The sequence below is a fragment of the Arcanobacterium phocisimile genome (genome assembly GCF_016904675.1).
Lineage (GTDB): Bacteria > Actinomycetota > Actinomycetes > Actinomycetales > Actinomycetaceae > Arcanobacterium > Arcanobacterium phocisimile.
Genome location: NZ_CP070228.1, coordinates 503,557 through 523,146, shown reverse-complemented (window position 1 = coordinate 523,146; position 19,590 = coordinate 503,557). Strand labels below are relative to the sequence as shown.

General features: G+C 50.9%; 11 protein-coding genes and 3 rRNA genes. 4 read left to right on the top strand and 10 right to left on the bottom strand.

From position 1 onward, the window contains the following. Positions 1 to 91: 91 nt before the first annotated feature. The 9 genes from JTE88_RS02215 to gatC all read right to left on the bottom strand — a co-directional run bounded on the left by JTE88_RS02215 (position 92) and on the right by gatC (position 13,106). Positions 92 to 1,420 carry a threonine/serine exporter family protein gene (locus tag JTE88_RS02215; RefSeq protein ID WP_204425090.1) on the bottom strand — a complete coding sequence of 443 codons (1,329 nt, stop codon included), beginning with the start codon at positions 1,418 to 1,420 and terminating at the stop codon, positions 92 to 94. 120 nt (positions 1,421 to 1,540) lie between these two features. Further along, positions 1,541 to 2,296, bottom strand: a complete 756-nt coding sequence (locus JTE88_RS02210) for a class I SAM-dependent methyltransferase (RefSeq protein ID WP_204425088.1) — start codon at positions 2,294 to 2,296, stop codon at positions 1,541 to 1,543. A gap of 299 nt (positions 2,297 to 2,595) precedes the next feature. Continuing rightward, positions 2,596 to 2,713: ribosomal RNA gene (gene rrf / locus JTE88_RS02205) — 5S ribosomal RNA — on the bottom strand. 101 nt (positions 2,714 to 2,814) lie between these two features. After that, positions 2,815 to 5,907, bottom strand: a 23S ribosomal RNA gene (locus JTE88_RS02200). Positions 5,908 to 6,169: 262 nt separating this feature from the next. Then, positions 6,170 to 7,695 (bottom strand): 16S ribosomal RNA (locus tag JTE88_RS02195). The 16S, 23S and 5S rRNA genes sit together here, the layout of an rRNA operon. 634 nt (positions 7,696 to 8,329) lie before the next feature. Next, positions 8,330 to 9,730, bottom strand: coding sequence for an NAD-dependent malic enzyme (locus JTE88_RS02190; protein ID WP_204425087.1), 1,401 nt, complete (start codon positions 9,728 to 9,730; stop codon positions 8,330 to 8,332). Positions 9,731 to 9,806: 76 nt separating this feature from the next. Then, a complete protein-coding gene (gene gatB, locus JTE88_RS02185; protein WP_204425086.1) occupies positions 9,807 to 11,300 on the bottom strand; it encodes an Asp-tRNA(Asn)/Glu-tRNA(Gln) amidotransferase subunit GatB in 1,494 nt (497 codons plus the stop codon). Between the two features lie 4 nt (positions 11,301 to 11,304). Beyond that, positions 11,305 to 12,807: an Asp-tRNA(Asn)/Glu-tRNA(Gln) amidotransferase subunit GatA gene (gene gatA, locus JTE88_RS02180; protein WP_204425085.1), complete on the bottom strand. Its 1,503-nt coding sequence runs from the start codon at positions 12,805 to 12,807 to the stop codon at positions 11,305 to 11,307. Between the two features lie 2 nt (positions 12,808 to 12,809). Further along, complete coding sequence (gene gatC, locus JTE88_RS02175; RefSeq protein ID WP_204425084.1) at positions 12,810 to 13,106, bottom strand: Asp-tRNA(Asn)/Glu-tRNA(Gln) amidotransferase subunit GatC; 297 nt, start codon at positions 13,104 to 13,106, stop codon at positions 12,810 to 12,812. Positions 13,107 to 13,163: 57 nt separating this feature from the next. Between gatC and JTE88_RS02170 the strand changes: the two genes are divergently transcribed. Then, complete coding sequence (locus JTE88_RS02170) at positions 13,164 to 14,423, top strand: phospholipase D-like domain-containing protein (protein WP_204425083.1); 1,260 nt, start codon at positions 13,164 to 13,166, stop codon at positions 14,421 to 14,423. Between the two features lie 5 nt (positions 14,424 to 14,428). Here the strand turns inward: JTE88_RS02170 and JTE88_RS02165 are convergent, their stop codons facing one another. Continuing rightward, positions 14,429 to 16,951, bottom strand: coding sequence for an NAD-dependent DNA ligase LigA (locus tag JTE88_RS02165; protein ID WP_239519540.1), 2,523 nt, complete (start codon positions 16,949 to 16,951; stop codon positions 14,429 to 14,431). A 38-nt stretch (positions 16,952 to 16,989) separates the two neighbouring features. Here JTE88_RS02165 and JTE88_RS02160 point away from each other — a divergent pair, with 38 nt between their 5' ends. From JTE88_RS02160 to JTE88_RS02150, 3 genes are read left to right on the top strand one after another with little or no spacing between them, the layout of a single operon-like run. Continuing rightward, positions 16,990 to 18,183, top strand: coding sequence for a sensor histidine kinase (locus tag JTE88_RS02160; protein WP_204425082.1), 1,194 nt, complete (start codon positions 16,990 to 16,992; stop codon positions 18,181 to 18,183). After that, on the top strand, positions 18,176 to 18,868 hold the full coding sequence (locus tag JTE88_RS02155; RefSeq protein ID WP_204425080.1) for a response regulator: 693 nt from the start codon (positions 18,176 to 18,178) through the stop codon (positions 18,866 to 18,868). The genes JTE88_RS02160 and JTE88_RS02155 overlap by 8 nt, the downstream gene beginning before the upstream one ends. Beyond that, entirely contained in the window at positions 18,865 to 19,590 is a 726-nt protein-coding gene (locus tag JTE88_RS02150; protein WP_204425078.1) for an ABC transporter ATP-binding protein, read from the top strand. Before JTE88_RS02155 ends, JTE88_RS02150 begins: the two co-directional genes overlap by 4 nt.

Genomic DNA, 19,590 nt, shown 5'->3' with positions numbered 1-19,590 from the left:
CCCATATAAAGTTCTGGCGGGTGGATAGATATCCACCCGCCAGAACTTTATTGTTCAAACCAAGAAGCTAAACGATACAACTTAATCACTGTCAGACTGCATCACGCACATCAGTATCTAAAGTGTCTGGAAGATGCGAGGTGTCCATATCATGTCGCCAACCGTTATCCATCACCACTCGCGCAATAGCTAAACCAAAACCGATGGACATGATAACGAAGAACACTTTCGCAAAGATGCCAATAGCACTCTGGAAATCACCTTCGTTAATCGCTACAAGAGCACGATAGAACGGAACTCCAGGAATCATGATGACAACCGCAGGAACTGACAACGAGACACGAGAATGCGACGTCTTCCACGCAACAATTGTCGCAACAATTCCTACGACGAGTGCAGCCAAGCCAACACCAAGCTGCCATGGCAAATTAACGTTTTCTTGTAACAGAAGACGTCCAGTGTTTGCCAGAGCTCCCGCAACAGCTGCTGCTGCGCAAACCTTCCACGGCGCATTAAACAACACTGCGAATCCGAATGCTGCGACGAACGATGTCAAAATACGCAGGAACGTCATTGTCCAGAAAGGCAACGGTTCAATAACACCCGCTTCGACCTGCCAATCCAACGCATGCACAACAACCCAGACTGAGACACCCGCAGAGCCGATAACCATAATGCAATATGAAAAACGAGCCACGGCAGACTGCGTGTCGTTACGAACGAAATCGAGCATCGCCGTCGTCAACGGGAATCCTGGAATAAGGTATAGAATCGAGGAAATCAATCCAGACTCATACTGGTGAAGAACGAGAAAACCGCCTGCATGGCCTGCTTCTAGTAAGAGGATATAGACGAGCGTTGAAGCAACTGCACACAAAATCCATGTGAGGAAGTGAGCGTAGCCACGCCCCAGTAAAAGCTTACGGATAAGCTGACCGACACCGGCAGCAAAAAACACGGTTGCGCATTCAATAGCACGGCCACCATTAAGGAAACAGAAACCTGCACAAGCGATCGCTGAAGCAAGAACTGTTGTCCACAAGCCATAGTGACGGTCACGTGCGGTCGTTTCCCGCAGCATTGCCCGCAGGTCACCAGCATTCATACCCTCACGTAGATGCGCCACACCTTGCATGATACGGTCGAGCTTTTCTGCGTTGACGCCAACACGACGCTGTTCTGCAAAGCTTGTATGCGTTTCCTGACCAAGCCAGGCAGTAGCTGTAATATCGGTCATTGATACTGAAGATTCGAGCCGGGTTAAGCCTATAGCCTTAGCAGCTCGAGACATTGCTGCCTTAACACGGTATGCTCCAGCACCACATGCCAGTAGCATCGTGCCAAGCATCAAAATCGAATTGACTTTTTCAGCTATTGTTTCTGGGCTTTGTACAGAATTGTTTGTGGGCTGTTCGTCCATACTTCTCTCACAACTAATCAAAAATGGTTGAATGTGCGAGACCTATTTTATGCAGGGATTTCGAGCTTTGGCAGGTCCTAGCGCCTAAATGAAAAATAATGCAGGGAATTATTTATCACATTATCGTCGTATAGCAGACCACATATAGGTTAAATACGGGATTTCAACAACGTTCTGATCATCAAAGCCTAGTTTCTCGTACAGATACCATCGGAGGTTGCGCTGCATTCTCTCACGATTAGCCGGACTCGATCGGATCCATGACGAGCGGGTCGTGCCAAGTTTGAGCACGCCTTGCACAGATAAATAATCTTGCCAGGATGCCATCGCAAACGTTGGCTGGGAAAATAAAGAACCGAACGATGGCGGTGCGGTAGAACGATAGACATCTCCGGACCGCATAATCCGCGATAAACGTTTTACCCACGGGATTGAGACGTCTAGCTGGTTGACAAGGACGACAGCAGTCCCGCCTGGCTTAAGAATCCGACTCGCTTCGACAAGAGCAGATTCACGATCAAGCCAGTGCCAACTCTGCGAATAAAAAACAAGGTCGCATGAAGAACTAGGAAGGCCGGTGCATTCGGCCGTACCAGAAAAGATTTCAAAAGAATGTTCATCCTGGAGTTGAATTAATTGGTTTCGCATATCATGACTTGGTTCGACCGCCCACACAATATGTTTACTATCTCCAATATTTGTCAGTAACCTTGTTAGTTTTCCGGTACCGGCGCCAATATCAGCAAGCGTAAGTGACTTACAGTTAGGCGAAATCAAAAGCGATTCGAGGAGATGCTGGGGATAGCTCGGACGTACATCGACATACGAAGCAGCGAGGTCAGCGATACCATCATAGGGGTTAATGGGAGTAGGCATGGAATAATTATGCATGAAAGTTACTAACGGGGAAAATGTCTATCTGGAGGCAAACCACAACAAGGAAAAGAATAGTAGTTGTTAAGCTTAGCGGCGCTGGCAACCTAAAAGCGCAATATTCACCGTTATTGAGATGACCCTCAGTGGGTGGAACCTGTTGTGGTGGTTGTTTGTGATCAGCAATCTGGAAACATGAACGGGTTAACCGTGCCGTTGACCACCTTGTGTGGGTATGATTAAGGGGAGGGCTGGTAGGAAACAGTGTTTCTTACCAGCCCTCCCCTTTATTGATGTTTGAATGACGGCGGTGTCCTACTCTCCCACACCCCCTCGGGTGCAGTACCATCGGCGCTGGAAGGCTTAGCTATCCGGGTTCGGAATGGAGCCGGGCGTTTCCCTACCGCTATGACCACCGTCAAAAATCTTGGGATCAATAATCCTGTATTAAATTATCTACTGCTATTGTTGTGTGGGGGTTGGGAATCGTATAGTGAACGCGAAACATACTCGAAAAATGTTTTTGTTAAGTGGTTGGCCATTAGTACCAGTCAGCTCCACACCTTACGATGCTTCCACGTCTGGCCTATCAACCCCATGGTCTATAGGGGGCCTACAAAACAAATTGTTTATGGAAACCTTATCTCAAAGCAGGCTTCCCGCTTAGATGCTTTCAGCGGTTATCCCTTCCGAACGTAGCCAACCAGCCATGCACCTGGCGGTACAACTGGCACACCAGAGGTTCGTCCGTCCCGGTCCTCTCGTACTAGGGACAGCCCTTTTCAAGTTTCCTACGCGCGCAGCGGATAGGGACCGAACTGTCTCACGACGTTCTGAACCCAGCTCGCGTGCCGCTTTAATGGGCGAACAGCCCAACCCTTGGGACCTACTCCAGCCCCAGGATGCGACGAGCCGACATCGAGGTGCCAAACCATGCCGTCGATATGAACTCTTGGGCAGGATCAGCCTGTTATCCCCGGGGTACCTTTTATCCGTTGAGCGACGGCGCTTCCACAAGCCACCGCCGGATCACTAGTTCCTACTTTCGTACCTGCTCGACCTGTCGGTCTCACAGTCAAGCTCCCTTGTACACTTACACTCAACACCTGATTGCCAACCAGGCTGAGGGAACCTTTGAGCGCCTCCGTTACCATTTAGGAGGCAACCGCCCCAGTTAAACTACCCACCAGGCACTGTCCCTGAACCAGATCATGGTCCAAGGTTAGACATCCAGCACGACCAGAGTGGTATTTCAACAATGACTCCACAACCACTGGCGTGGCTGTCTCATAGTCTCCCACCTATCCTACACAAGCCGTACCGAACACCAATACCAAGCTATAGTAAAGGTCCCGGGGTCTTTCCGTCCTGCTGCGCGTAACGAGCATCTTTACTCGTAATGCAATTTCACCGAGTTCGCGGTTGAGACAGCGGAGAAGTCGTTACGCCATTCGTGCAGGTCGGAACTTACCCGACAAGGAATTTCGCTACCTTAGGATGGTTATAGTTACCACCGCCGTTTACTGGGGCTTAAATTCACAGCTTCGAACACTTACATGTTCTAACCGTTCCTCTTAACCTTCCAGCACCGGGCAGGCGTCAGTCCGTATACATCCACTTACGTGTTCGCACGGACCTGTGTTTTTGATAAACAGTCGCTTCTCCCTGGTTTCTGCGGCCATCACCCCTAGCCTGTTAAAAGGCTTCAGGGATCAGGCCCCCCTTCTTCCGAAGTTACGGGGGCATTTTGCCGAGTTCCTTAACCACGATTCACTCGCTCGCCTTAGTATTCTCTACTCGACTACCTGTGTCGGTTTAGGGTACGGGCGGCTAAAACCTAACGTCGAGGCTTTTCTAGACAGCACAGGATCACTCTACTTCCCCACATAAATGGGTCATCATCCAGCCTCACCCTTATATGTCCCCCGGATTTGCCTGAGGAACGGGCTGCGCTGTTAAACGTGGCAAGCCATTAGCCACGCGAAGCTACCACTCTGCGTCACCCCTGTTAACACGCTTGCTTACTACACGATCAGGTCCCACGCTCCCCACACACCCCAACCCGAAGGAAGAAGATGGTGGTTTGGATGGTTAGTATCCCATGATTCAACATTGACGGTTTTTCGCCGGTACCAGAATATCAACTGGTTGCCCATCGACTACGCCTGTCGGCCTCGCCTTAGGACCCGACTAACCCAGGGCGGACGAACCTGGCCCTGGAACCCTTAGTCATTCGGCGGACGGGATTCTCACCCGTCATTCGCTACTCATGCCTGCATTCTCACTCGTACGAAATCCACAACCAATCACTTGTGCTGCTTCACCTCACGTACGACGCTCCCCTACCCAACAAAACAAAAGTTTTATTGCCGCGGTTTCGGCGGTGTACTTAGCCCCGCTACATTGTCGGCGCAGAATCACTTGACCAGTGAGCTATTACGCACTCTTTCAAGGGTGGCTGCTTCTAAGCCAACCTCCTGGTTGTCACAGCAACTCCACATCCTTTCCCACTTAGCACACGCTTAGGGGCCTTAACCGGCGGTCTGGGCTGTTTCCCTCTCGACTACGAAGCTTATCCCCCGCAGTCTCACTGCCGTGCTCTCACTTACCGGCATTCGGAGTTTGGCTGACGTCAGTACCCCGATAAGGGCCATCGGCCATCCAGTCGCTCTACCTCCGGTAAGAAACACACGACGCTGCACCTAAATGCATTTCGGGGAGAACCAGCTATCACGGAGTTTGATTGGCCTTTCACCCCTACCCACAGGTCATCCCCTCCATTTTCAACTGAAGTGGGTTCGGTCCTCCACACGCTCTTACACGTGCTTCAACCTGCCCATGGGTAGATCACCCCGCTTCGGGTCTAGAACATGCAACTAAAAATCGCTTTTTAAAACTCGCTTTCGCTACGGCTACCCCACACGGGTTAACCTCGCTACATGCCACTAACTCGCAGGCTCATTCTTCAAAAGGCACGCCATCACCCCTACCAAGGAGGCTCTGACGGATTGTAAGCGTCCGGTTTCAGGTACTATTTCACTCCCCTCCCGGGGTACTTTTCACCATTCCCTCACGGTACTCATCCACTATCGGTCACACGGAGTATTTAGGCTTACACAGTGGTCTGTGCAGATTCACACGGGATTTCACGGGCCCCGTGCTACTCGGGCACCACATAAAGCAGACTGACATGTTCCAACTACCGGACTCTCACCGTCTACGGTCCAGCTTCCCAACTGATTCGTCTACACACCAGCATTTATCACTACCCGACCCCTCATCGGCGGGATCAAACATGGCCCCAACAACACCACACACGCAACGCCCGACAGCTATCACACGCGCATGGTTTAGCCTCATCCGCTTTCGCTCGCCACTACTCACAGAATATCTTTTCCTGCGGGTACTAAGATGTTTCACTTCCCCGCGTTACCCCCAAACACCCTATACATTCAGATGCTGGTAACTAGAAATAACTCTAGCCAGGTTCCCCCATTCGGACACCCCCGGATCACAGCTCGTTTGCCAACTCCCCGAGGCTTATCGCAGGCTACAACGTCCTTCATCGGCTCCGTATGCCAAGGCATCCACCGAACGCTCTTGAACACTTACAAAAAACCAAAGATGCTCGCGTCCACTATACAATTCTCAACCACCACACCAACACCACACCCCTGAACACCCAACACGATGAGCACCCAAAAGCACAGGCAGTACACGGAGTATTACCCCACACCCCAACAGCATGCCAGACAATCCATAACGATTTTTCCACTAAAAACCACCACAACCAACACCAACCACAACAGGTCAATGCCAGCCACACCCCAAAATAAACAAACATGAAAAATACAGGGCATGAAGGTAGCTCCTTAGAAAGGAGGTGATCCAGCCGCACCTTCCGGTACGGCTACCTTGTTACGACTTCGTCCCAATCGCCAATCCCACCTTCGACCGCTCCCCCCAAAAAGGTTAGGCCACGGGCTTCGGGTGTTACCAACTTTCGTGACGTGACGGGCGGTGTGTACAAGGCCCGGGAACGTATTCACCGCAGCGTTGCTGATCTGCGATTACTAGCGACTCCGACTTCATGGGGTCGAGTTGCAGACCCCAATCCGAACTGAGACTGGCTTTAAGGGATTCGCTCACCCTCACAAGCTCGCAACCCTCTGTACCAGCCATTGTAGCATGCGTGAAGCCCAAGACATAAGGGGCATGATGATTTGACGTCGTCCCCACCTTCCTCCGAGTTAACCCCGGCAGTCTCTCGTGAGTCCCCACCTAAAAGTGCTGGCAACACAAGACAAGGGTTGCGCTCGTTGCGGGACTTAACCCAACATCTCACGACACGAGCTGACGACAACCATGCACCACCTGTACACCAGTCCGAAGACGCACACATCTCTGCATGATTCCGGTGCATGTCAAGCCTTGGTAAGGTTCTTCGCGTTGCATCGAATTAATCCGCATGCTCCGCCGCTTGTGCGGGCCCCCGTCAATTCCTTTGAGTTTTAGCCTTGCGGCCGTACTCCCCAGGCGGGGCACTTAATGCGTTAGCTACGGTACAGAACCCATGGAAATAGGCCCCACACCTAGTGCCCAACGTTTACGGCATGGACTACCAGGGTATCTAATCCTGTTCGCTCCCCATGCTTTCGCTCCTCAGCGTCAGTAACGGCCCAGTAACCTGCCTTCGCCATCGGTGTTCCTCCTGATATCTGCGCATTCCACCGCTACACCAGGAATTCCAGTTACCCCTACCGCACTCTAGTCTGCCCGTACCCACTGCAGCCCCGGAGTTAAGCCCCGGTCTTTCACAGCAGACGCGACAAACCGCCTACGAGCTCTTTACGCCCAATAATTCCGGACAACGCTCGCGCCCTACGTATTACCGCGGCTGCTGGCACGTAGTTAGCCGGCGCTTATTCAACACCTACCCTCAACTTTCGCCTTGTTCAGTGTTAAAAGGAGTTTACAACCCGAAAGCCTTCATCCCCCACGCGGCGTCGCTGCATCAGACTTGCGTCCATTGTGCAATATTCCCCACTGCTGCCTCCCGTAGGAGTCTGGGCCGTATCTCAGTCCCAATGTGGCCGGTCACCCTCTCAGGCCGGCTACCCGTCGAAGCCTTGGTAGGCCATCACCCCACCAACAAGCTGATAGGCCGTGAGCCCATCCCCCACCAGAAACCCTTTCCAACACCCACCATGCGGCAGGAGCAGAATATCCAGTATTAGACCCCGTTTCCAAGGCTTATCCCGAAGAAGGGGGCAGGTTACTCACGTATTACTCACCCGTTCGCCACTAATCCACCCCAGCAAGCTGGAGCTTCATCGTTCGACTTGCATGTGTTAAGCACGCCGCCAGCGTTCGTCCTGAGCCAGGATCAAACTCTCCAAACAAAAACCAAACACCCCAAAGGGCATCCAATCAATACAGTCCGAAAAGCCAAAACAGGCTCAACAAAACAGACAAACCAAAACTAGCTCATCCAAAATAAAATAAAGAAAACACACCAACCAAAAACAGCCAGCATGCAATCCAAACAAAAACAATCATTATAAAAAGCTGACACACTATTGAGATATCAAACAACACACCCACACCCAACAACCACCCAGAAAAACCAGGCAACCATCAAGAAGGATAAGCTACGAAAACCACCAGTCCAGAAGACCAAACCAGTCCTTCGCAACGAATAAAAACTATACCCACCCCAACCACCAACCGTCAAACCAAAACAACGTAACCCCGATCACAAACCTCTAGAAACCTAGAGAACCCTGCCCGACAAGCAATTTTTTACAGGCTCACCTATGGGTTTCGCTCGTTCAAACCTGATTCTTCGATCGATTTTCTCAACGGAATCTCCGCTATTAATGCATTACCAGGTCAGTGCTTAAAAAGTATGTGGGCGGAGAGGAAACTTCCTCTCCGCCCACATACCGACCAATGGGTACTTCAGATCCACATGAACGCCCACCCGCTACTCACATCACGTCCGAGCGCGGTCTGCAACACCATATAGGCAAAACACTACATGCTTTCAGCTGTGGAGTTCTTAAACTCATCACGAATTGCTCGTGCAACATCTTTAGCGGCCGTCGGATGGAAGACGCCTGGGATGATGAAGTTTGCGTTGAGCTGCTCAGGCAACACCGTATCCGCAATAGCACGAGCAGCCACTACGAGCATCCGGTCTGTTACTTCAGTGGCCTTAACATCCAGCATGCCTCGGAAAATACCAGGGAATGCCAAGACGTTGTTAATCTGGTTGGGATAATCAGACCTGCCAGTAGCAACAATCGCAGCATACTCAGCCGCTTCAATCGGATCCACTTCTGGAATCGGGTTGGCTAGCGCAAAAACAATCGGATCTTTCGCCATTGTGGCGATGTCTTTACCAGTCAAAATATTGCCAGCAGACACACCAATGAACACATCTGCATCACGTAGAACATCCTTCAGTGTGCCTTCTTGGCCGCGAGGATTCGTATTCTGTGCAAGCCAATTACGATCTTCGCCTTCTTCTTGACGGAACGGACCTAAAGCACCATTACGACCTACGCCAATGATATCTTGAGCGCCTTGCCCCTTAAGTAGACGAATGATCGCATTTCCAGCAGCGCCAACACCGGAAACAACAATCCGAATATCTTCGATCTTCTTGTCAACAACCTTCAGAGCGTTAATTAAAGCAGCCAGGACAACCACCGCGGTACCGTGCTGATCATCGTGGAACACTGGAATATCCAGCTCAGCGCGCAACCGCCGCTCGATTTCGAAACACCGCGGTGCAGAAATATCTTCCAGATTAATACCGCCAAAGCCCGGCGCGATAGCCTTCACAACACTGATAATCTCTTCAGTATCAGTCGTATCCAAGCAGATAGGCCACCCATCGACGTCGCCAAACTTCTTAAACAACGCAGCTTTGCCTTCCATCACTGGCATGGCAGCTTTGGGTCCTACATTGCCCAGACCCAAGACAGCCGAACCGTCAGAAACAACAGCAACTGTGTTGCGCTTAACTGTCAGCTTGCGCGCTTGTTCCGGATCTTTCGCAATAATCTCCGAGATGCGCGCTACGCCTGGAGTGTAGATACGCCCCAAATCTTGGCGTGTACGTAAGGGGCGCTTGAGCGCAATTTCGATCTTTCCGCCGATGTGCGCCTGCACGGTGGAATCGTGGATCCCGTGAACCTGTGCACCGTCAAGAGTTTCAAGCTTTGCTGCGATCTGCTCAGCGTGCGCGATATCATCGACCTTCGCAGTAATATCTGTCAACAAGGTATCTTCATCAGATTCGACCATATCAACACCGGTAACAATCGCACCGAAATCAGCAAACTCTTTCACCAAAGTCGCAGTGCCACGAGGGTCAAATGGTAGCGCAATACGTATCGTCACGTTATAGCTAGGTAGTGCTTTCGACATTAATTCTCCTTTTATCGCCACCCACAATTAAAGCGCAGGGGAGACGATTTATTCCCCTCCCCTGCGCTTATTACTTTCAGAGCTGAACTCGCTCCATAATCAGTTCGCGAACTCGGGCAGCATCTGCTTTACCCTGAGTAGCCTTCATCACAGCACCTACAATGGCGCCTGCAGCTTGAACTTTACCGTTGCGAATTTTTTCGACGACGTCGGGGTTAGCAGCAAGCGCTTCTTCGACGGCGGTATTGAGCGCACCGTCGTCGCTGACCACTTCGAGGCCACGAGCAGCAACAACCTCCGTCGGTGATCCTTCGCCAGCAAGGACGCCGGCAAGTGCCTGGCGAGCCAGTTTGTCAGTCAGCTTGCCCGATTCGACGAGACCATCAAGCTCAGCAACATGCTCAGCTGTCACTGGAACGGTTGCAAGCTCGAGATCGTTATCTTTCGCGTAACGGGCAAGTTCGCCCATCCACCACTTACGAGCACCGGCTGAAGTAGCGCCAGCCTTAACCGAATCTTCAATCAATACCAACGCACCAGCATTAACGATGTCGCGCATTTCGGTTGGAGAAACACCCCATTCAGCGAGCAACCGACGACGCTTTTGTTCAGGCAACTCTGGCAAGGTTGCCCGGAGCTCTTCCACCCATTCGCGCGGTGGAGCCAACGGCACCAAATCAGGTTCCGGGAAATACCGGTAATCATCAGCATCCGACTTTGGACGACCCGGAAGCGTAGTGCCATCAAGTTCCTGGAAGTGACGGGTTTCCTGCAATATCGTGTTACCAGAATCCAAGATTGCCGCCTGGCGACGCATCTCAAATTCCACAGCAGAGGCGATTGAACGGAAAGAGTTCACGTTCTTCGTCTCAGTACGAGTACCCAATGGAGAATCTGGAGTCTTGCGCAACGATACGTTAATATCTGCACGCACATTTCCCCGCTCCATACGAGCCTCAGAAACACCGATCGCGCGCGCAATATCGCGAATAGTCTGCACATACTTAGCAGCTACTTCAGGGGCCCGCGCACCACAGCCCTCGATTGGGCGGGTAACGATTTCCACCAGTGGAACGCCAGCTCGGTTGTAGTCAACAAGGGAATGATCAGCACCATGAATACGACCCTCGCCACCAATGTGGGTATTCTTGCCGGCGTCTTCTTCAACGTGTGCACGTTCAATATTGACGCGGAAGACTTCGCCGTCGTCTAACTCGATATCCAAGTAACCGTCGTATGCCAACGGTTCATCGGACTGAGAAGTCTGGAAGTTCTTCGACAAGTCCGGATAGAAATAATTCTTGCGAGCAAAACGGCACGATTCAGCAATCTTGCAATTGAGCGCTAAGCCCAGCTTGATCGCGTACTCGATAGCCTTCTTATTCACCACTGGCAAAGAGCCGGGCAAACCCAGAGAGACTGGCGTCACGAACGTGTTTGGTTCACCGCCGAACGCATTCGGTGCGCCGTCAAACATCTTCGTCTTCGTTGATAATTCGACGTGAACTTCGATTCCCAACACTGGGTCAAAGTTCTTAACGACGTCGGCATATTCCATTAGGTCAGTCATTTCTTCAGTCCTCCCACATATCCATAGCGGGATGCGAAGCAGCCGGATCAGCTACGTTTTCTACCATTGCCGCTACCTTGTACATCCGTGCATCTTCGAAAGTTGGTGCCATGATCTGGATGCCAACTGGCAAACCTTCCGACAAGCCAACCGGGATCGTCATCGCTGGGGTTCCAGCTAGGTTTGCCGGGATTGTAGTCATGTCGTTCTTGTACATCGCAATCGGATCGTCGAGCTTCTCGCCGAACTTGAATGCAACAGTTGGCGTTGCTGGCGTCAACAAGACGTCGACTTTTTCGTAGGCTGCTTTCAGATCACGCTGCACTAGGGTACGAACACGTTGCGCCGAACCATAGTAGGCATCATAGGTTCCAGCCGACAGTGCGTAAGTGCCCAAAATCAGACGGCGCTTAACTTCGGGACCAAAACCAGCCTCACGAGTAGCTGCCATCATCGTCTCAGCCGTCACCGGACCTTCCTTTGGAAGAACCCGGTTGCCGAAACGTACGCCATCGTAACGCGCCAGATTAGACGACATTTCCGCCGGCATAATCAAGTAGTACGCAGACATAGCGTAATCAAATGACGGGCAAGAGACTTCAACGAAGTTTGCACCAGCTGCCTTGAGCTTGTCAATAATTCCATGGTAGGTCTCGAGAACACCGGCGTTGAAACCTTCACCGTCAAGTTCCTTGACGATACCGAAAGTCACATCGCTCAGATCGTGAAGTTCTTTACCTTCGTTCACGGCGGCGACGAGGTTCGAAAAATCGTTGGTGAGCGAGGTCGAATCAAGCGGATCGTGCTTGCTGATGATTTCTTGGAGCGCTGCTGCGTCGCGAACATCTCGGGCAACGGGACCAACTTGGTCGAGCGAAGACGCTAACGCAATAATACCGTAACGAGAAACCGCACCATAAGTTGGCTTGGTGCCAACAGTTCCGGTCATTGCGCCAGGCTGACGAATCGAACCGCCAGTATCGGAGCCGAGGGCCCAAGGTGCGAGGTAACCCGCTACTGCAGCCGCGGATCCGCCACCAGATCCACCTGGGATAAGATCCTTACCCCACGGATTTTGGGTGGGGCCGAATGCTGAATGCTCGGTGGACGAGCCCATAGCAAATTCGTCCATATTGGTATGGCCCAAGATCGGCAATCGTGCTTCTTTAAGGAGCCGTACGACAGTTGCGTCATAAGGAGGTAACCATCCTTCGAGCATCTTCGACGCTGCGGTAGTCGGAATGCCTCGTTGACACATGTTGTCTTTCAACGCTACCGGGACACCAGCGAAGAACGGAAGTTCCTTGCCTGCTGTGCGATCTGCGTCTACTGTGCGAGCTTCTTCGAGTGCTCCTTGGGCATCGACTGCAAGGAACACATTCATCTTCGGATTGAGTTTTTCGATTCGATCCAAGAAGAGCTCAGTGAGCGCCACCGAGGTGACCTCACCTGCTTGCAATAGTTGCGCTAGTTCCCACGCAGATTTTTTGTGTAGTTGTTCAGTCATGTTTACTCCTCGCCCAGAATTGCTGGGACACCGAATTTGCCGTCGTCAGATTGCGGTGCCATTGCTAGAACCTCATCGCGATCGAGTCCGGGCACAATCTCATCTTCGCGCCACACATTGGTGAGTGGGATTGGGTGAGATGTTGCTGGGATGTCAGCGTTCACGACTTCTTTGAGTCGGGACACTGATGCGTTAATTACTTCGAGTTCAGCTGCGAATTGTTCTAATTCGTGGTCTGATAGCGAGATACGTGCGAGGTCTGCCAAACGGGCGACCTCTTCTTTTGAAAATGTCGACATACTCTTATGTTATCGTTCCCTACCCGCTTGAGGCGAAACGTATCGTAAACTGAATTCATGTCTTTATGGAAAAAACGTAAAACTTTCGCGCCGCAGCGCCTGGTGAAGTATGCGCTTTTTGCTGGCTTGAGCGCCCAAATCGCTGCTGTAGCAACGATTATTGCTGTTGATGAACAACGAAAGAAGCGTAATCCGCAACGCGGTGAATTTCCACATCAGTCACCGTGTACTACACGCGTTTCGGATTCAGAAGTGACAGTGTACACATTCGGCAACCATCTTTATGACGATATGATCACTGCTATCGAATCTGCCACGAAACGTGTGTACTTTGAGTCATATATTTTGAAGGCCGATGATGTGGGTTATCGGTTCCGGAATGCGCTCATTGATGCTGCTCGGCGCGGCGTTGAAGTGTTTATCATCCTAGATACGCTGGGAAACCTGAATCAAGATCCACGCGCTCGCCGTTTCCCAGATTTGCCAACTCTCCACGTTATCCGTTTCCCGTTGTTGCGTCCGTGGATTTTGACAACTCGTTCGAAAGATTCAGGTTTTGATCATCGTAAGATCTTAGTTGTTGACGGTAACGTAGGTTTCGTCGGCGGATATAATATTGGGCGCTTGTATGCCGATCATTGGCGCGATACTCATATTCGCGTCGCTGGTCCGCGCGCATGGGAACTAGAAAACGCGTTCATCGATATGTGGAATGAGTATCGTTCTGCCTACCACCCGTACTTGCCTGACGACGTCGTTCGCTCGTGGGTTTCAACATTTACCGTTTCGCAGAACGTTCCGGCCTACCGCTCCTACCCTATTCGTGCCAATTATTTGAACGCGATTAATCGAGCGTCAAAGAATATTTGGATCACGATGGGTTACTTTATTCCAGACTACGCTATTCGTAACTCGCTCACCAGTGCCGCACAACGCGGGGTTGATGTGCGCATTCTTATTCCACAATTTTCAAACCATATCATTGCTGACTGGGTAGGGCGGCCGCATTATTCAGAATTACTGGCTGCCGGTTGCCGTATTTATCTTTACAAAGATGCAATGGTCCATGCCAAAACTATGACGGTTGACGGTATTTGGACGACCGTTGGTACCGCGAATTTGGACCGGTTATCAATGGCTGGCAACTACGAGGTTAATGCTGAGATTTTCGATGCCGGACTTGCCTCTGCGATGGAAGATATTTTCAAACTTGATGTGACGAATTGTGTTGAGCTTACCCAAGAGTCGTGGGAAAAGCGTAGCCGTTTAGCTCAGCTTGCGGAACGTTTGATGAAACCGCTCGCGCCGTTCGTCTAGATACCTCACGGCATTTCGCCGGTTTCTAGTAGCTGTTGAAATTGTTCTTCATCCAGGATCGGAATACCCAGTTCTTCAGCTTTGGTGGCTTTCGAGCCAGCATTTTCTCCGGCAACGACGAGGCTCGTCTTTTTCGACACTGAGCTTGTTGCTTTGCCTCCTGCTGCAGTAATTGCTTCTTTGATACCCTCACGAGTAAAGTTGCTCAGCGATCCAGTCGCTACAATAGTCAGCCCGCTCAACGTTTGCCTTGTAGAAGTGGTATCTTCCTTGCGAGTGAAGTCAACGCCGTTGCCTGCCCACTGGTCCACAATCTCCTGATGCCAATCTTGCCTAAACCAGTTCAGGAAAGAGGTAGCGATAATCTCGCCAACACCGTCGATCGCTGAGAGTTCTTCCAGGCTGGCTTGACGCATCTGATCCAGCGAGGTGTAGGTTTGTGCGAGCGCCTGCGACGCTACTGGACCCACGTGACGAATATTGAGTGCAACAAGTTTGCGCCACAGGTCTTTGCCTTTGGCTTTGTCGATTTCTTCTAGCATCGTTTGCAGGGTTTTCGATGGTACAGAAGGTTGGGAAATCGCGCGTTCTTCCCCTTTTCCTGACCATTGTGGTTTAGTCCAGGCGGCACGGACGTATTTCCAGTTGCCGGTTTGCTTGCCCTTGGATTTTTCTTCCTGCCAAATCCATACATCACGTAGATCTTCGGCGCGCAACTGGAATAGCTTCGCTTCAGTATCTAAGACGGGTGTTTGCGGTTGCGGCAGTCCCAGTTCCTTTTGAAGCTCGAATGGAATAATATCTTCGTGGTCCATAATCGCGCCATGTTCATCGACAATTCCATAGTTCAGACGCTGATTAAGGTCCAGCTGAAGCCGCCGAACCCGGCCCCGCTCGTCCTCCAAAATCAAGGTGTGTCCAGTAGCGAGAGCGGTCAGCGCATCGGTCCGATTTTTATCCGGATGGCACAACCAACGAGCGGCCTCTTCTCCCAAGCCTTCCATATCGAGAGCACCTCGCGAACCAACATGCGCGACCCGCTGAGTTAGTTGCGCCGGGCAAGAACGCTGATTGGTACACCGCAGGTCAATATCGCCATCACTGATAGCCGCAATCGGCGCCCCACATTCTGGGCAATATTCGGGCATCACGAATTCGACTTCAGTGCCGTCACGTTCGGCAAGGATCGGTCCCACAACTTCTGGGATGATATCTCCGGCTTTTCGTACGACGACGATATCACCAATTTTTACGCCTTTACGCGCCACCTCCGAAGGGTTATGGAGGGTTGCTTGGGATACTGTGGATCCGTCAACAAACACTGGTTCCATAACCGCATAAGGTGTAACCCTACCAGTTCTGCCCACTTGGACTCGAATATCAACGAGTCGGGTTTGGACTTCGGTTGGTGGGAACTTAAACGCTACCGCCCACCGTGGAACACGCGTGGTATACCCGAGTCGTTCTTGAACTGCACGGTCATCAATTTTGATCACGACGCCGTCGAATTCGAAAGCTAACGTATCGCGTGCATGTTGATAATGATCGAGGAAGCCATTAATTTCTGCCAGTGTAGTGTGTGTTTGTGTCACGTTGGAAACCGGTAGCCCCCATTCATGGAAAGCTCGATAGACTCCAGCTTGGCGTGAAAGCTGGTTGAGCAGTTCGCCGTCGTCGCTGACAATCTCGCCAATTCCGTGAGCTATGAAATCTAGCGAACGCAATGCTACGGAACTAGTGTCTTCTTGCCGCATGGTTCCGGAGGCAGCGTTACGTGGATTCACGAATGTCTTAACGTGGCTTTCTCGGCGCTTCAACGGAATCTCGGGTTCCCAGTGCGCACGATCACGCGTCTGGTTCGTCTTTCTCATCTCACGATTGCGCGCAGCAATTTCTTTGTTGGCTTCGCTGATGCGCAAGTTTCGTTCATCGATTACCGCATTGCGTTCGACAACACTGCGATTGTAGGCATTAAAAGCTGCGACAGGGAAGAATACTTCACCTCGAACTTCAACAAGTTCTGGAAGATGGGAGCCTCGAAGTTCGTGCGGTATCGATGCGATTGAGCGCACGTTTCGCGTCACGTCTTCACCAGTGACGCCGTCTCCACGAGTTGCTGCCCGTTCCAGCTTCCCGTTGCGATAGGTCAGGTTCAGTGCCAGTCCATCGATTTTTACCTCGGTAGTAAATAGCGTTCCCTTTGGTAATTCCGCAGATATCCCGGTGAACCACTGAGCGAGTTCGTCTCGCGAAAACACATCTTGCAAGGAATACATGCGTTGTGCATGAGTAATGGGTGGAAGACTATTGTGAACGGGCTTGGCTCCAACCTTCGTCGTCGGGGACTGCGGAGTCCATAATTGTGGATAGGATTCCTCTAAATCGCGTAATTCGCGGATGAGAGCATCGTATTTTGCATCCACCATTACCTGATCCCCACTCGAGTAATAAACCTCTTGTGCATGTAAGAGTTGCGGAGCTATCTCGTTCCATCGCGAACGCGCCTGTTCGAAGTTTTGTGTATTCACATGGCTTATCGTACCGAAAAACACGTATCCTAAAAGGCATGAACGAAGAATCAGTGGATCGATTTCCCCTCATGTCTGATGTTATCCTTGCGTGCCTCATTGGAATGAGCGGAACCGAACCACTTTTCACTAAGTTTTCAACATTATCAGATAGCGATATTACTTATTTGTGGCTTTTAAGCGTTCTCACAGCTTTCCTTGTGGTTATCCGTAGAACGTCTCCCAACACTTCGAGTGCTATTTTCCTCCTTGCCCTGCTGATTCGGTATCTCATTTTTCCGAAATTCATCCTACTTTTAGATATCGTTGTAGCGATAATGGTATTCTCCGCGAGCGCTCGGGCACGCACGTTCACTGCCGTATCAGTCAATCTGGCAACGCTCACCGCTTTGGTTTTAATGTGGATCCAGCATTTGCCTGTGCGTACCTGGCAAGATACCTATGTTTTCTTTTCTACACTTGCGCTTATCCCAGCATTTGGATTCGCGGGATTCGCATACCGTTCACGGCTTGATCAAGCTAGAAAGTTCAAGCTTGCTCAAGAGCTCTTACAACAGGAAACAAAAGAAAATCAGCAGGGAGCCGTTGTTCGAGAACGCACTCGCATAGCTCGAGATCTCCACGATATAGTTGCCCACACTCTGGGAGTTGTCATTGCCCAAGCTGACGGTGGTCGCTATGCAGGACGTAGAGACCCCGCACAAGCGTTGCACGCCTTAGACACCATCGCCGACATGAGTCGAGCTGCACTCACTGATATTCGGTCGATCGTTGGTGTCTTGCGCGAACCGAATGAGAGCGATGTTTCCCTGAGCCCTCAACCGGTATCTCAAGATATCAGCGCACTCATTGAGCGAGTGAATAATTCCGGCTACGATATAAGCTTTATTCAGCTAGGAAGGATTCACTCACTTCCAGCAGGTACGGGAAATATGCTATATCGCATTTGTCAGGAATCTGTCACAAATGCGATGAAACATGCTGGTACGAAAGTCTCTATTGTGGTCAAACTTGAGTGGCAAAACCGCCGCGTCGTGCTCTCCGTTATCGACGATGGTCGAGGTGCTTCTGTCCCTAATGACGGGAAAGGAAATGGGATTATCGGGATGACTGAACGCGCCGCCCTATTTGGTGGCACACTAGAGGCAGGGCCCCGGCCCGGTGGTGGATTTTTAGTACGCGCAACAATACCTTACGATAGGGAGTCTTTAGAGGGGAGATCCGATGGATAACCAGATAATCCGTGTCGGTCTAGTTGACGATATGGATTTGATGCGTGACGGCATAGAGATGATGATCAACTCGCTTGAAGACATGGAGGTGGTCCTTTCTGCTAGCGATGGCCAACAAGCGATCAATCGTTTGCAAGTCGTCCCAGTCGATGTCATCTTGATGGATGTCCGCATGCCCGGGATGGATGGTCTAGCCACAACGCGGGAAATTACCTCTACTTCGTTACCAACAGGTGTCGATCCCAAGATCATCATCCTTACCACCTTCGACGAAGATGAATACCTGATGGAAAGTATCCGTGCCGGAGCTTCTGGCTTCCTGTTAAAAGACGATCCAGCTCCCAAAATGATTGAGGCGATCCGAACGATCTATCACGGAGATGCTGTCCTTGCACCCTCAACGACGCGCCGACTTGTTGACAAACTCGCAGCTGAATCATTCCGCCCACGTGATTCCAACCCCGAAATTCTTGACAATTTAACCGATCGTGAGCGTGAGGTCTTCCACCTGATTGCGCGTGGATTGACCAATACTGAAATTGCTGAACGATTATTTGTGGCTGAAGCGACAGTAAAAACCCACGTTACCCGCATATTTTCAAAATTAGGAGTGCGCGACCGCGTACAAGCGGTTGTTGTTGCTTATGAAGCGGGCATCGTCACCCCCGGACAAAATGATCTATGACTATTGCACGGCTCATCAATGTTAGCGCGCAGTCTACTGATATGACGACAAGCCGCGAGCTTAACGACGTATCGATGTCTTTTCCGGATAAAAAATTTACGGCAATCCTCGGCCCGAGCGGCTCTTCTAAATCTCTCCTGATTGAAGCTATCGGTGGTCTAGCCGAGGTCAATACTGGAGAGATTATCACATGCGGCACCACAGTCACCGGTGCCTCGTCTCAAACTCTTGCCCAGCTGCGTAGTGAATCAGTTGCCTTCGTGTTCAGCAACCACAATGTTGTACCGAGTCTCACAATCGAAGAGAATCTGTTCCTCGCCCATCGATTAACCCGGCGTACAGTTGACAGATCTTTTGCTAAAGAAGTAATTCATTCCTTTGACTTATTCCCCTATCTCGAACGTAAAGCATCAAAAACTCCAGCAGATGTCCATCAACGCCTAGCAATAGCACGTGCGATTTTGAAAGAAGCACAATTACTTTTGGCACAGGAGCCGACGAAATTCTTGCGCCACAATTCCTCAGAAAAAGTACTTGATAGTTTCCGACGTTGCTCGAGAGAATACGGTATTTCAATCATCATGTCGACCCACAGCAATTTTGTCGCTTCCTATGCTGACGAAGTTCATCTATTCTTGGACGGCTCACCAGCAGGAAATGTTGTCAATCCTTCGCTACACTCGCTAGCTTTCGCCCGAGAAAATACCACCTATTGGGCGTAA

What these genes read in the sequence shown, in the direction of transcription:
- JTE88_RS02215 (WP_204425090.1), bottom strand. Translation starts at nt 1,420, where the DNA reads ATGGACGAACAGCCCACAAACAATTCTGTACAAAGCCCAGAAACAATA.
- JTE88_RS02210 (WP_204425088.1), bottom strand. Translation starts at nt 2,296, where the DNA reads ATGCCTACTCCCATTAACCCCTATGATGGTATCGCTGACCTCGCTGCT.
- JTE88_RS02190 (WP_204425087.1), bottom strand. Translation starts at nt 9,730, where the DNA reads ATGTCGAAAGCACTACCTAGCTATAACGTGACGATACGTATTGCGCTA.
- gatB (WP_204425086.1), bottom strand. Translation starts at nt 11,300, where the DNA reads ATGACTGACCTAATGGAATATGCCGACGTCGTTAAGAACTTTGACCCA.
- gatA (WP_204425085.1), bottom strand. Translation starts at nt 12,807, where the DNA reads ATGACTGAACAACTACACAAAAAATCTGCGTGGGAACTAGCGCAACTA.
- gatC (WP_204425084.1), bottom strand. Translation starts at nt 13,106, where the DNA reads ATGTCGACATTTTCAAAAGAAGAGGTCGCCCGTTTGGCAGACCTCGCA.
- JTE88_RS02170 (WP_204425083.1), top strand. Translation starts at nt 13,164, where the DNA reads ATGTCTTTATGGAAAAAACGTAAAACTTTCGCGCCGCAGCGCCTGGTG.
- JTE88_RS02160 (WP_204425082.1), top strand. Translation starts at nt 16,990, where the DNA reads ATGAACGAAGAATCAGTGGATCGATTTCCCCTCATGTCTGATGTTATC.
- JTE88_RS02155 (WP_204425080.1), top strand. Translation starts at nt 18,176, where the DNA reads ATGGATAACCAGATAATCCGTGTCGGTCTAGTTGACGATATGGATTTG.
- JTE88_RS02150 (WP_204425078.1), top strand. Translation starts at nt 18,865, where the DNA reads ATGACTATTGCACGGCTCATCAATGTTAGCGCGCAGTCTACTGATATG.